Below are 13,654 nucleotides of genomic sequence, written 5' to 3' on the forward strand. Positions count from 1 at the left end.
GTCATTCTTCTGTCATAAGCCTCCCCTAGCCTCGATATTTTCAATTCGAGGTTTAGTGACGAAGCAGCAAATGCTTTCTGGAGGAATGACATGGTTCGAAAAACAACCGGGCAAGCCAAGACCACCAGCATTACCGAAAACGACCTGCGCCAGCATATTCGCGCAAAAGGTGCGGATTACCTGAAGGACCCCAACATAACGTCGGTCGGCATCGGCTTGAAAAATGGCGATGGTCCGATCTGCATTCAGTTTACCGTTGGCAGAAAGGGCGAGTCTGCCCTTGAGTCCTTGGCAACGAAAAGAGTTCCGGAGACGATAGACGTCAACGGAACCGCAGTGCCGACTGACGTCATCGAGCGGTCCTACAGCCCATCCTTCAAGATCGTAGCGCCCGAACAGATCGATATGCGCAAACAACGTATCGATCCGATAAGACCCGGCGTCAGCGTTTCCCACATTGCCGAAACCGCCGGAACCATTGGCCTTATCGTCTTCGACCGCGCAACTGGTACACCCTGCATCCTGTCCAACTGGCACGTCCTGAACGGAAACGAGGGCCGCATCGGTGATCCGATCGTCCAACCCGGACCTTACGACGACAACAATGTCTCGAGCAACGGCGTGGGAGAGTTGCTACGAAGCCATTTGGGGGCGGCGGGAGATTGTGCGCTGGCCCGCATCCGTTTCCGTGACTACGATCGTTCGGTCTATGGCCTCAATGTGGTGCCCAAGCGCATGGCGCAGGTATCTTTGGGTGACAAGGTCATCAAATCCGGGCGAACGACAGCCAATACGCGTGGCATCGTGCGTCGCATCGACGTCATGGCCAAGATCGACTACGGCGCTCCAGCCGGTGAGCAGGCGATTGGCGGTTTCGAAATCGGCCCGGACAAGGATGCGTTGCCGAGCGATGGCGAAATCAGCAAAGGCGGAGATTCCGGCGCAGCCTGGCTCATCTTTGAAAAGGGCAAAGCAACCGATATCTTCGCCGGCCTGCACTTTGCCGGCGAGAGTGATGCCGTTGCCGACGAGCATGCGCTGGCATGCTATCCGGCATCGGTACAAAAGAAACTGGATTTCGTCTTCGAACCTGATGTCGCCACTCTGTCGACCGTTTCAGGTATGGAAAGCGTCGTTCCGCGCAATGGATATGATGCAAACTTTCTTGGTCTTTCCCTTCCCGTTCCAACACTGTCGACGGGACTGAAGCGCGATGCGGTGAATTTCGAGCGCGGCCAAACCATTCCCTACACCCATTTTTCGGTTTGCCTCAGCGCCAAGCGAAGAATGGCCCGGTACGTTGCCTGGAACATCGACGGTACACGGATGGTGGTTCTGCCGCGCAAGGGTTTTTCTCTCGATCCGCGGATCGACGCCAAATATCAACTCGGCAACGATTTTTACGTCGACAACCGCATCGATCGCGGCCACATCGCCCGCCGCGCAGACCTTTGCTGGGGGCCGGTGGATGAAGCGAAACAGGCCAATAGCGACTCCTTCTATTTCACCAACATCGCGCCCCAACACGAGCGTTACAACCAGTCCTCGCGCAAGGGCCTCTGGGGCGAGCTGGAAAATCTTGTTTTCGAGCAGGCTGATCTGCAGGACATCAAACTTTCGGTACAGGCCGGTCCAATCTTTGGTGAAGACGACATCGTCTATCGTGGCGCGACGATCCCTCGGGCTTTCTGGAAGATCATCGGCTATGTCGGAACCGACGGAAAACTACGGTGCGCTGCCTTCATCCTGTCTCAGGAAAACCTCCTGAACGATCTGGAATCTCTCGATCTGGACCCATTCCGTCTTTACCAGGTTTCGTTGAAAGAGCTTGCAGTGAAGACGGCGCTTGATTTCGGCGCCATAGAAGAGAGCGATTTGCTTCTGCGTCCCGAACTGATTGCTAAAACGGCTAGCCGCGAGGCATTGATCGCGTCACAAACGACGATGAAGGAAATTCGGCTACCCGGCGATCTCGTGCTTTGAGCAGGACGGTACGACACTTGTACACCTGACCCGCCATTGTGGGTCAGGTCCGGTTTTGCTGTCTCACTTAGTGACAAAGTGTCTTGCGGCTTCGCTGAGCCGTCTAACGACGATACTGCTCGTCGGTGACATGCTCCATCCAGTCGACGACTTTCCCATTTTCGCTTTCCTGAATGGCGATGTGGGTCATGGCAGTGGTGGGGGAGGCACCGTGCCAATGCTTTTCGCCAGGTTCGAACCATACGATATCACCCGGTCTTATTTCTTCGACAGGACCACCCTCACGCTGAGCGAGGCCCAAGCCTGCGGTTACGATCAGCGTCTGGCCTCGGGGATGCGTGTGCCATGCGGTTCTGGCACCCGGCTCGAACGTGACCTGCCCTGCTGCGGCACGCCTGGCTTCATTGGGAGTAAAAAGCGGATCGATGCGAACCGTTCCCGTGAACCAGTCCGATGGTCCCTTTGTTGATGGCTGCGAGCCGTTTCTGCTGATGTCCATAGCCTCGTCCTTCTTGTTTCCCTTCAGATGACTGAAATCCCTTTCAAAAGCCAGACGAGTGCCAAACACCTGGGGGTGCCCGACACTCGTCATGATCAAAAGGCGGCTGTCACAGCCCTTCCAGCACCTTGTCTAGCGTGATCGGCAGGTCGCGAATGCGAATACCTGTCGCATTGTACACGGCATTGGCAACGGCTGCTCCAACCCCCGTAATTCCGATCTCGCCGATGCCACGCGCACCCATGGGCGCTTGCGGGTCCGGTTTGTTGAGACAGAGAATATCGATGGCCGGAACATCCATCTGGACCGGTACGTGGTAATCCGCCAGCGATGCGTTGACCACGCGGCCGGTCCGCTCGTCGAAATTGGTCTCCTCCGTCAGGGCAAGACCGATGCCCATGATGATACCGCCCTTGAACTGGCTCGTTGCCGTCTTCTCGTTGAGAATTTGCCCGGCATCGAAAGAGCCGAGGAAACGCGATACGCGGATTTCGCCGGTGATCGCACTCACCTTTACCTCACAGAACTGCGCACCATAGGAGTGCATCGAAAAGGCCTGCATTTCTGCGGGTTCAGATGCGTCTGCCTCACAGATCAGCTCGTCGCGCCCTGCCCTGCGCAGAATGGACTGGTAGCTTTCGAAACGGCCGGCATCGCTCACATGCGCAAGGCCACCGTCTCTTGGTTCGACGTCGTCGAGCGACAGCCCTGCCAGCGGCGAGTCATTACCGGCAAGCTTGATCAGTTCCTCCACGAAGACTTCGGTTGCCGCAATAACCGCGCCGCCAATCGATGCCGTTTGAGTAGAGCCACCGGCAATCACGCCACGCGGCAGACTACTATCACCATATTCGAACGTGACATGGTCGACCGGAATCCCAAGGCGCGCTGCAATATGCTGAACCTGAACCGTTGCGGTTCCCATTCCCATGTCGTGCACGGCTGTCGACACCGTGACATGACCGTCTGCTGTCAGCCTGATCCGCGCGGCCCCGCCCGGAAAGCGATGATAGGGGTAGGTCGCTGTGGCGCAACCCATGCCGATAAACCATTCGCCTTCACGACGCTGACGTGGCTTTTGGTTGCGATGCTGCCAGCCGAACCGCTTTGCCCCTTCCTCATACGCCTCCACCAGATAGCGGGATGAAAAAGGCTTGCCGGTCGTCGGGTCCGTTTCAGGCTCTATGCGGCGACGAAGCTCGACGGGGTCCATGGCCATCTTGTCCGCCAGTTCATCGAGTGCACATTCTAGAGCGAACGTGCCGACCGATTCACCCGGCGCACGCATGAATGTGTTGACCAGCATATCCATGTCGGCCACATTCTGCGAGGTAAGGATGGTCTTGGCTGCATACATGTGGCGGGCCGGAAAGGTGAATTGCTCCGGGCAGGAATTGTGTGGCGTCATCGCCGCCGTACCCGTGTGGATCAAGGCATCCAGCGTACCATCCGCAGAAGCGCCCAGAGCCACCCGCTGTTCGGTGATCGTGCGTCCGCCAATGATGCGAAAGACGCCTTCGCGCGACAGCATGATCCGCACCGGCCTACCGGACAGTTTCGAGGCCGCACAGGCGAGAATCTGATGATCCCAGAGACATTTCCCACCGAAGCCTCCACCGACATAGGGCGAGGTTACGCGGACATTGCCGGTTTCGAGGCCGAAAATGTCGGCAAGTTGCCCAGCTGTCAGGTCCAGAAGCTGGCTGGCATCATGCACACGCAACTCTTCGCCGTTCCAGGCAACCGTCGCCGCATGAAGCTCGATGGCATTGTGGTTATGGCGCGGGGTGCGATAGGTGACGTCGACCTGAAACTCGGCTGCTTTAAGCGCAGCTTCGGCATCACCAATCTCTACCACTGGCGGCTGGCCCAGAATATTGTCGAGCTGCCGTGGTTTCTTCTTCGCGTCATCGAAGGACGTCACTGCCGGAAGTAACGCATAGCTGGCTTTGACGAGAGACGCGGCATAATCGGCCTGCTCCTGCGTGTCCGCAAGAACCACAGCAATAGGCTGGCCATTCCAGTGGATTTCGTCGTTCTGCATCACCGGAAGATCGCTTGCACCGGCGGCTGTCGCTGAAGACATCATCAGCGATGGTGCCTTCATCCGCGGCGCATTCTGGTAGGTCATGACAAGCGTCACCCCTGGGGCGGCTTTGGCCGCGTCCACATCGAGCGAGGTAATGCGTCCGCGCGCAATGCTGCTGAAGGCAAGCGCAGCATAACTCATATTTTCAAAAGAGAACTCGGCGGCGAACCGCGACCGGCCCTGTACCTTCATCGGCCCATCGATGCGAGACAAAGGTTGACCGAGCGCGCCGTGCTTGCGAAGCAGCGGATCTGTCGTCACGGCGGGCTGCCAGCGACCCGACTTTCTTGTTTCTGTTACGCTTTGGGTTTCGGCGCTCATGCGTTTTCTCCCTTCAATTGATCGAGAACTGCGACGATCGTTCGTTTCGCGAGTTCAATCTTGAATGCATTGTCACGAAGGCCGACAGCATCTGCCAGCTCGGCCTCCGCTGCCGCCCGGAAATTTTCCGCATCTGCACCACGGCCCCTCAGCAAGGCTTCGGCTTTCACGGCCCGCCACGGTTTATGGGCAACACCGCCCAATGCCAGCCTTACGTCGCGCACCTGACCTGCCTCGTCGATATCGAGAGCTGCAGCGACGGATATGAGAGCAAAGGCGTAGCTGGCACGATCCCTGACCTTGCGGTAGGTCGAGCGGCCTGCAAAGGCGAGAGATGGTATCTCGACGGCGGTGATCAGTTCATCCGGCTGCAACTCCGTTTCCACCTGCGGCTGATCTCCTGGCAGTCGGTGCAGATCGCGCAACAGAATGGTTCGGGCACCAGCAGGGCCCTGCAAATGCACGATCGCGTCAAGCGCAACCAGCGCAACGCACATGTCGGAAGGGTGGGTCGCGACACAGGCCTCAGATGCTCCAAGAATGGAGTGATAACGATTGAACCCTTCGATCGCGTCACAGCCTGCACCGGCTTGGCGCTTATTACAGTGGGCGGCATTGTCGTAAAAATACCGACAGCGGGTGCGTTGCAGGATGTTGCCACCAACCGTTGCCACATTGCGGATTTGCGCACTCGCGCCTGCGAGGATGGACCGCGACAGCATCGGGAATTCGGATCGCACAACGGGATGGGCCGCCAGCGCCGTGTTTTTGGCGGCAGCACCTATCATCAGGCTGCCATCGGCACGCTGTTCGACGGTGCCGGAAAGATGCGATATATCGACCAGCGTTTCCGGTTGCTCTACGGTTTCGCGCATGAGGTCGACAAGATTGGTGCCGCCGCCCAGATATTTCGACGCAGTTCCTGACACCTTCAGATTGATTGCAGATGCAGCGTCGGATGCCTGCTGATATGAGAAGATATTCATGCTCTCGCCCTCTCTTGTGCCAATGCTGCCGATTGTCCCGCCAATGTTTCGGAAATTGCCTCAACGATGCCGTTGTAGGCACCGCATCGACAGAGATTGCCGCTCATACGCTCGCGGATTTCCGTTTCGCTTGCCGTGATGTCAGCTGCGGAAAGGTCAGCCGTGACGGCGCTGGGAATGTTGCGCTGGAGTTCGCTTGCCATGCCGATGGCGGAACAGAGTTGACCGGGTGTGCAGTAGCCGCACTGAAAACCATCATGCTCTATGAAGGCCTGCTGCAACGGATGGAGATTGCCATTCACGGCCAATCCTTCGACCGTTGTAATGCTGCGCCCCTGATACTGGACCGCCAGTGCAAGACAGGAATTGATGCGCTCGCCGTCGACCAGCACCGTACAGGCACCACAGGCGCCCTGGTCGCATCCTTTCTTGGTGCCTGTCATGCCGAGATGGTTCCGCATGAGATCAAGCAACGAAGTGCGGATATCCACCTCGGCCTCGATAGCTTCTCCGTTGATGGTAAAATGCATATGACATCTCCCTTGGATAAACGCATTGAATGTGATGAGCGGGCGACGGCGCCCACGGGAATACCTGTCCTTCAGAAGAACATGCCTGCCTGCTTGAGCCGCGAAAAAGGTTGCGGCTATGATTGATGTATGGCGCTAGTGTCGCGGTAACGCAGCCTGACGGCATGCCGCGATTTCAGCGATAACCGATAAGGCAAGCGACTGTGCATCTCTGGCCCTGCCGAAAAGACCGATCGGAGCCTTGATCTGTCCGACCACCTCGTTGGAATGCCCTTCCTGCTGCAGACGCTGAACGCGCCGTTCGTGGGTCCGAGCGCTGCCAAGCGCACCGATATAAAAGGGCTGCGCACCGAGCGCTGCCGTCAATAGCGCCATTTCCTGATCCAGATCGTGTTGGAGCAAAACGACCGCTGTGTTTTCATCGATGACGGACGCATCGAAGCTACGATCTTCTAGCGAGTGGAGGATCACATCGTAACCGGCAGCCTTGGCAACTTTACTGGTCATCTCGACTTCGAGCTCCCTGCCCGACAGCACGATGCGAACCGCAGGGCGGTAGAGTGTCTTGAAAACCTCGTCATCCCACCCCGTCGCCGTGCCGACTGCGCCGAATGAAAGCGCTTCTTTGGCGGGACAGTAGGACAGGGATGCATTTTGCCGTGCATTCACAGAGCCAACGACCGAGGACAACGGCGTCACGTTACGCAGAATGTGGATTGCCACGGTGATCCCGCCACCGCAGGGAAGCACGATGTCAAAGAAGGGCGACCCCTCCCCCAACATGACGAAGCGATCGTGACCGGCGGAAATGGCTTGCAATGCTTCTGCCGCTACGGCCGCCTCAGTGCAGCCACCCGATACGTAGCCGCAGTAGGAACCGTTATCGGCCACAGCCATATGTGCGCCCAGCGGCCTCGACGAACCGCCTCGGATTTCGACGAGCGTACAAAGGGCAAGTTTGAAACCTTTGTCGACCGCATCGATGGCAAACTGGAAAATTTCGATGGGATTATCCGTCGAAAACGCTTTTTTAGGGACGGGAAGCTCATCCGCTCCATGAGACCCGACGCGTTCTTTGGGCAAAGTCATGTCTTTCGATGCCGTCATGACAAGTTCCTGCTTATGAGCTAAAGTGAAAACAAGAACCGCATCGCTGCCGGTTGGTTCCAGATGACAACCTCGGTCGCTTGGTCCATTGATTTCGGCATGACATCCACTCCCCGCTTGTTTAAGGAATAGAGGGCGCCGTGAATAAACGGAGGCGCCTCCGTTTAACTTAGCGACTGACGTTTATTCGTCAAGTCTTTTATGTGGAGTCCAATTCAGTGCCGAAGGACGGTCAACCGACGCCCCCAGCCGAGCCAAGATTGCGCGCCGATGCACGCCGCAATCGCGATAGGCTGATCGAGGTTGCCGCCACGGCTTTTGCTGAACAGGGAGCTGAAGCATCGCTCGAGGAGATCGCCCGCCGCGCCTCTGTCGGCATCGGCACGCTCTACAGGCATTTTCCGACCCGCGAAAATCTGGTGGAAGTCGTCTATCGGCGCGAGCTGGAGTTGCTGGCCAAAGCGGCGACGGATCTCATGGCCGAGAGCGCTCCCGATGTCGCCCTGGAAGAATGGATGAACCGTTTCGTCAGCTATCTGGCCGCGAAACGCGGGATGGCCAGTAGCCTCAAACTGTTGTTCACATCCAACTCCTCTCTTTTTGCCGAGGGCGCGACACAGCTCCAGAACACGTTCGGCCTGCTGATCGCCAACGCAGCTGCGGCGGGCGCAATCAAAGACGATATTGAGCCGACCGATGTCCTGAATGCGCTCTTCGGCATCTATTCCATCCCCGACCAACCCGACTGGCGCGACAGGGCTCACCGGATTGTTCGTCTCATCATGGATGGATTGCGCATCCGAAACTAGGTAGCCTCCCTTCCGCATTTCCACCGTGAGATGGGAATTAACCTCGCATGGAAAGGGCAAAGCGTCACGACAGCGTCTTTCCGCACCATTCTCCGATACAAAATCTTGCCGAGGTGACGCACTCGGTCCATATAGGCTTCATGAGTGATTCTAAGATATTCGTTGGGCTCAAATCGACGCGCAAGAAGAGTGCGGCGTCCAAGGGCGAGGCAACAGGGCCAAAGTGCCATTGGGACGGCTGTGACAAGGTGGGTACGCATCGCGCACCCGTCGGTCCTAGCGCAGAAGGTTTGTATCTGCTGTTCTGTCTCGAACATGTAAAAGAGTACAACAAGGGGTACAGCTTCACCTCTGCGCCATCAGACGCCACCGTTGCGCGTTATCAAAAGGAAGCCGTGCTCGGAAGCCGCAAGACGATTGGCAGCAGGATCAACCAGTCGACCGAGATGCCGCTTCCGCTGACTATGCGCTCCGGCTCTGCAAAAGCGCTCAATGCGCGAAAGAGCGCTGCCCAGCGCGAGGCGCAGAAGGCAGAGCTTCAGAAGCGTAAACTGAAAGTGCTCGAGGCAAAGGCGTTCGAAACCCTTGGTCTTGACCATGATGCAACACCGGAAGAGATCAGGAGCCAGTACAAGAACCGGCTCAAGATGCATCACCCCGATGTCAACCAGGGCGATCGCAACTCAGAGGATCAGCTGCGAGCATCCATCGAGGCCTATAAGATTCTCAAGCTGAACGGGTTCTGCTGAGCCGGCAGAGCCCTCACGCGTTCGCGTTATGGAATCGTTTCGACTTGAAGCTGACCGGCTTGACCGATCGTTCCGGCTTGCCGAAGAGATATCCCTGAGCCTGAGTACAGCCCTCGTCGACAACCATGCGGTACTGGCTATCGGTTTCGATACCTTCGGCAGTCACCGGCAAATCCAGGCTGCGGCCCAAACCGATAATAGCGCGCACGATGGTGTGGGCATTTTCATCCTGCTTCATGGCGGCAATGAAACTGCGGTCGATCTTGATCTTGTCGAAGGGGAAGCTCCGCAGATTGCTGAGCGAAGAATAGCCCGTTCCGAAATCGTCCATCACGATCGTCACGCCCAAGCGCTTCAATTGCCTCATGGTGGAAAGAGTGATGGCGCGGTCTTTCAGAAGCGCCGCCTCCGTCATCTCGAGCTCCAGCCGCGACGGCGCAAGGCCGGTTTTCTCCAGCGTTGAGCATATGGTGTAGGCAAGGTTGGCCAGAGAGAACTGCACCGGCGAAATATTGACCGCAACCTTTATATGCGGCTCCCAGCGCACGGCCGTGGAGCATGCTTCCTGCAATATCCACTCGCCCAGCGCGATGATGATGCCACTTTCTTCCGCGATTGGAATGAAGACGTCAGGCGGCACCGTGCCGCGTGTTGGATGCTGCCAGCGCACCAGAGCCTCATAACCCGCGACCGCCCCGTTCTCGACAGAGTGTACTGGCTGGTAGAGGAGTTCGAGTTCGTTACGGCTGATGGCTTGACGCAGATCGGACTCCAGCCGCCGCCGTTCCTTTGTCTCCTGATCCATGGCCAGGTCGTAGAATGCAATAATACCACGGCCATTGATCTTGGCCCTGTAAAGAGCCAGATCGGCTGCATGCATCAATGTCTCGCTGTCCTCTCCATTGGCCGGAAACGCCGCGATACCGATGGTTACCCCCACGGCGGTGGGGTCACTGATGCAGTTCATCTCCCTTCGGAATGTCTCCAGAATACGATCGCCCAGATCGCGGGCTTCGTCGCTCGTCGTGCCGAATGCTGTCAGGATGACGAACTCATCCCCACCCAGTCTCGCAACAAGATCACCCGCGCGGGCGGTTTGCTGCAGCATGCGTGCCACATCCTTGAGAACCCGATCTCCCTCGGCATGCCCGAATAAATCGTTGACCGCCTTGAACCGATCCAGATCAAGCGCCAGCAGTGCGAATTGGTCTTTGGGTTGAGCAATGGAGATGTGGTTATTGAGCCGCTCCTGGAACATCGTGCGGTTGGCAAGACCCGTCAGCACGTCGTGACGAGCAAGATATTCCACCTCTCGCTGTGCGCGGCGCTTTTCGGTCAGGTCCCGTACCGCCATGACTTCGCAGGGACGACCACGATACTCTATGGTTCTGACCGCCAACTCGAAAGTTCGTGAACGATCGCCTCGGTTGGGTACAGCTTCAACGGCAGCAGTTCGCGGCAGATGCGCGGGAATGCCATCATCGGCATGCATGAGTTCGTCGGCATTGATCCCGATGAGAGACGCTTCGCTTGCTCCGAACAGTCCGGCAAACCGGCTGTTGACCTCAACGATGCGCCCTTCCTGAACGACGGCCAGTCCATCCAGTGTTGCTCCGACAAGTCCTTTCAGGTCGACGAGATAGCGGTCGATCAGAGCCGCAATGCCGGTAGCGAGGAGCACAAAGAAAGTGACGCCACTAATCGCCACCATCAAAATCATGCGGTCCGCGCCATCGATCTGTGGACCGGCAATGCTTGGGTCGGGAACGAGAATGGTTGAGGAAATACCCGTGAAATGCAGTGTCAGCACGCCCAGAATGGCTGCGCCAGCGGAAAGCGTCACGCGCTTATGGCCACGAAAGCGTCGGAAACACAGGAATGACAGGCAAAACAGCATGACGGTGACACCGGTACCGACCAGGATAGGCAACAGCCGATATTCAATCGTCGCCGCGACCTGCATTCCTGCCATGCCAATGAAATGCATGGCGGCAACGGCGAGTGTTATCGCGCAGCCCGATAGCAGAATGGCACCGGTCTTTTGCCACAAAAACTGAAGGCTCAGCCAGAAACCAAAGACAGCGACGATGGCGGACAAGGCGGTGAAGGGAAAATCAAAGCCGATGGGAAAGCTACCCTGATAGGCGAGCATGGCGATGAAATGGGTGGCCCAGACACTTAGTCCCGAGGCAAAGGCTGCGACCAGAACCCAGTAGGGCCGGCGCTTTAACGGACTTTCATCAGCGCGCAGCAGAAGATGGTAAAAGGAGAGCATTCCGAGCAATGCGATGACGGCGGCCAGAAAAACGATCCGGCGGTCATGCTGTAACGCAACACATTCAAGTACGGCGAACACTGCGATCTATCCCCAATAATGTGCAACTATCTATGTTTATTAGTACAGTTAAATTTAGAAATTACTAATCCAAATTGTAGTGGATAGCCTCAACGCAAAGAAACTCGCTAAAGGCGAGTTTCAATGTAGTACAACTTATTTGACGAACGGTTACGTCAGATTTCGGGGCACCCGCGCTCGTTGGCGAAAGTGATGGTATCTGGACCGCGACGGGTAAATCCTTCGACAATCACGCGGCGCGGCGTAACCCGGACGATTTCGGGATCGCGCAGGCCAGATGCGCGAGCGGCTGCACGGGCTTCGCGTTCACCGCAACCACGGCGAGGCGGGCCACGGCGGTCCATATCGCGATCACGATCGCGAATCACAGGACGAACGCCATCGCGGCCGATTCTCAATTCCATGTCCTGCGCAGACACAGAACCTGTCATGGCAAAACCCGAAAAGGCCATAGTAACGGCAAGACCAGCAATCTGAATGACCTTGAACATATTTCCTCCTGGGTGCCTATGGTGGCACACGTCAATCTTCACGAGATCATAACGCAGATGTGAGGAGCTTGTTCCTTGGCCGGACAAGGAGAAACGCCCGGCGGCGAAGCCGGGCGCGAGTCTTTACGCCGCAGCGTCTGCTGAAAACGCAGACTGTATCAGTGTCTTGGTGTAATCTGCCTGGGGATTACTAAAGATGCCGTCGGTTTCACCCTCCTCCACGATCTTCCCATCTTTCATGACGATGACATAGTCTGAGATGGCCTTGATGACTGAAAGGTCATGGCTGATGAAGATGTAGGAAAGCCCATGCGTCTTCTGTAGTTCGCGCAGAAGATCAATCACCTGGCCCTGAACGGATCGGTCCAGCGCAGAGGTCGGCTCGTCGAGAATGACGACATCAGGCTTGAGGATGATCGCTCGCGCGATGGCAATACGCTGACGCTGGCCTCCGGAGAACTCGTGCGGATAGCGATTGCGGGCGGCAGGATCGAGCCCCACCTCTTTCAGCGCTTCGATGGCGCGCTTGTCACGTTCGGCACGGCTGAGTTCCGGCGCGTGAACGAACAGACCCTCGGTGATGATTTCCCCAACCGTCTGGCGCGGGGAAAGCGAGCCGTAAGGATCCTGGAACACCAATTGAAGCTGACGGCGCATGGGGCGCATGGCTTTTCTGCCAAGGCTTGAAATCTCCGTCTTGCCGAAAAACAGCCGTCCGGTCGATGGTGTAAGCCGCAACAGAGCACGACCCAGCGTCGATTTGCCCGATCCGGACTCACCGACGATACCGATGGTCTGGCCCTGCCGTAGATTGACGCTGACGCCTTCGACCGCTCTGAAAGCGCTGGCCTTGGTAAAGAGGCCACCGGGTATCTCGTAGTCCACCGTAACATTCTGACCGGACAGAACGACAGGAGCATCAGGGCCAACAGGGGACTTGTGACCACTGGGTTCGGCATCCAGAAGCATTTTCGTATAGTCCGCCTGCGGGCGCTCGAAAATATCGTCGGTCGATCCCGTCTCCACGATCTCACCGCGCCGCATGACCGCAACCCGATCCGCAAAATGGCGCACGACGCCCAGATCGTGGGTGATCAGGACGACGGCCATGCCGAACCGCTGCTGGAGCGATTTCAGCAAATCCAGAATTTGCGCCTGAATGGTGACGTCGAGCGCCGTGGTCGGCTCGTCCGCGATCAATAGATCGGGTTCGTTGGCCAGCGCCATGGCGATCATGACACGCTGGCGCTGCCCGCCGGACAGTTCATGCGGATAGCTATCGATGCGTCTGTCGGGGTCGGGAATGCCAACCAGCTTCAGCAGTTCCAGCACCCGCGCACGTGCTTCGGCCTTGCTTGCGCCGCGATGGTGAATGATGGGCTCGGCGATCTGCTTGCCGATCTTGTAGAGCGGATCGAGCGACGTCATCGGCTCCTGGAAAATCATGGTGATTTTCGCGCCTCTGATGTCGTTGAGCTCAGCCACCGGTAAACCCACCAGTTCCCGTCCGCGATATTTGGCGGAACCCTGAACGCGGCCATTGGCGGCCAACAGACCCATGATGCCCATCATGGTCTGGCTTTTGCCGGAGCCGGATTCACCGACCACAGCCAGCGTCTCACCTGCTTTCACATCGAGATCGATACCCTTTACGGCGTTCACATCGCCATCCGGCGTGGTGAAGTCGACTTTAAGACCGCGCACGGTCAGGATGGTTTCAGATGTCGTATTCAT

General features: G+C 57.3%; 11 protein-coding genes. 3 read left to right on the forward strand and 8 right to left on the reverse strand.

Going from position 1 to position 13,654, the window contains the following annotated elements; genetic code table 11:
* Positions 1-90: 90 nt before the first annotated feature.
* Positions 91-1,983, forward strand: a complete 1,893-nt coding sequence (locus ASF29_RS13375) for a DNA/RNA non-specific endonuclease (RefSeq protein WP_062451162.1) — start codon at positions 91-93, stop codon at positions 1,981-1,983.
* Between the two features lie 103 nt (positions 1,984-2,086).
* Here the strand turns inward: ASF29_RS13375 and ASF29_RS13380 are convergent, their stop codons facing one another.
* The 5 genes from ASF29_RS13380 to ASF29_RS13400 all read right to left on the reverse strand — a co-directional run bounded on the left by ASF29_RS13380 (position 2,087) and on the right by ASF29_RS13400 (position 7,497).
* On the reverse strand, positions 2,087-2,482 hold the full coding sequence (locus ASF29_RS13380; protein ID WP_062451302.1) for a cupin domain-containing protein: 396 nt from the start codon (positions 2,480-2,482) through the stop codon (positions 2,087-2,089).
* Positions 2,483-2,591: 109 nt separating this feature from the next.
* Entirely contained in the window at positions 2,592-4,892 is a 2,301-nt protein-coding gene (locus ASF29_RS13385; protein WP_062451163.1) for a xanthine dehydrogenase family protein molybdopterin-binding subunit, read from the reverse strand.
* On the reverse strand, positions 4,889-5,878 hold the full coding sequence (locus tag ASF29_RS13390) for a xanthine dehydrogenase family protein subunit M (protein ID WP_062451164.1): 990 nt from the start codon (positions 5,876-5,878) through the stop codon (positions 4,889-4,891). The genes ASF29_RS13385 and ASF29_RS13390 overlap by 4 nt, the downstream gene beginning before the upstream one ends.
* Positions 5,875-6,408: a 2Fe-2S iron-sulfur cluster-binding protein gene (locus ASF29_RS13395; protein ID WP_062451165.1), complete on the reverse strand. Its 534-nt coding sequence runs from the start codon at positions 6,406-6,408 to the stop codon at positions 5,875-5,877. The genes ASF29_RS13390 and ASF29_RS13395 overlap by 4 nt, the downstream gene beginning before the upstream one ends.
* A 135-nt stretch (positions 6,409-6,543) precedes the next feature.
* The gene (locus ASF29_RS13400) at positions 6,544-7,497 is read right to left on the reverse strand and encodes an XdhC family protein (protein WP_062451303.1); all 954 of its coding nucleotides are present in this window, start codon (positions 7,495-7,497) and stop codon (positions 6,544-6,546) included.
* A 236-nt stretch (positions 7,498-7,733) separates the two neighbouring features.
* Between ASF29_RS13400 and ASF29_RS13405 the strand changes: the two genes are divergently transcribed.
* Both ASF29_RS13405 and ASF29_RS13410 read left to right on the forward strand, forming a co-directional pair.
* Positions 7,734-8,324 carry a TetR/AcrR family transcriptional regulator gene (locus ASF29_RS13405; RefSeq protein ID WP_244473554.1) on the forward strand — a complete coding sequence of 197 codons (591 nt, stop codon included), beginning with the start codon at positions 7,734-7,736 and terminating at the stop codon, positions 8,322-8,324.
* 140 nt (positions 8,325-8,464) lie between these two features.
* Positions 8,465-9,073 carry a J domain-containing protein gene (locus tag ASF29_RS13410; RefSeq protein WP_062451304.1) on the forward strand — a complete coding sequence of 203 codons (609 nt, stop codon included), beginning with the start codon at positions 8,465-8,467 and terminating at the stop codon, positions 9,071-9,073.
* Positions 9,074-9,086: 13 nt separating this feature from the next.
* Here the strand turns inward: ASF29_RS13410 and ASF29_RS13415 are convergent, their stop codons facing one another.
* From ASF29_RS13415 to ASF29_RS13425, 3 genes are all read right to left on the reverse strand, one after another.
* On the reverse strand, positions 9,087-11,429 hold the full coding sequence (locus ASF29_RS13415) for an EAL domain-containing protein (protein WP_062451167.1): 2,343 nt from the start codon (positions 11,427-11,429) through the stop codon (positions 9,087-9,089).
* Between the two features lie 155 nt (positions 11,430-11,584).
* Complete coding sequence (locus ASF29_RS13420) at positions 11,585-11,920, reverse strand: hypothetical protein (protein WP_062451168.1); 336 nt, start codon at positions 11,918-11,920, stop codon at positions 11,585-11,587.
* A gap of 123 nt (positions 11,921-12,043) precedes the next feature.
* Complete coding sequence (locus ASF29_RS13425) at positions 12,044-13,654, reverse strand: ABC transporter ATP-binding protein (RefSeq protein WP_062451169.1); 1,611 nt, start codon at positions 13,652-13,654, stop codon at positions 12,044-12,046.

It is taken from the genome of Rhizobium sp. Leaf262 (genome assembly GCF_001422245.1).
GTDB lineage: Bacteria > Pseudomonadota > Alphaproteobacteria > Rhizobiales > Rhizobiaceae > Agrobacterium.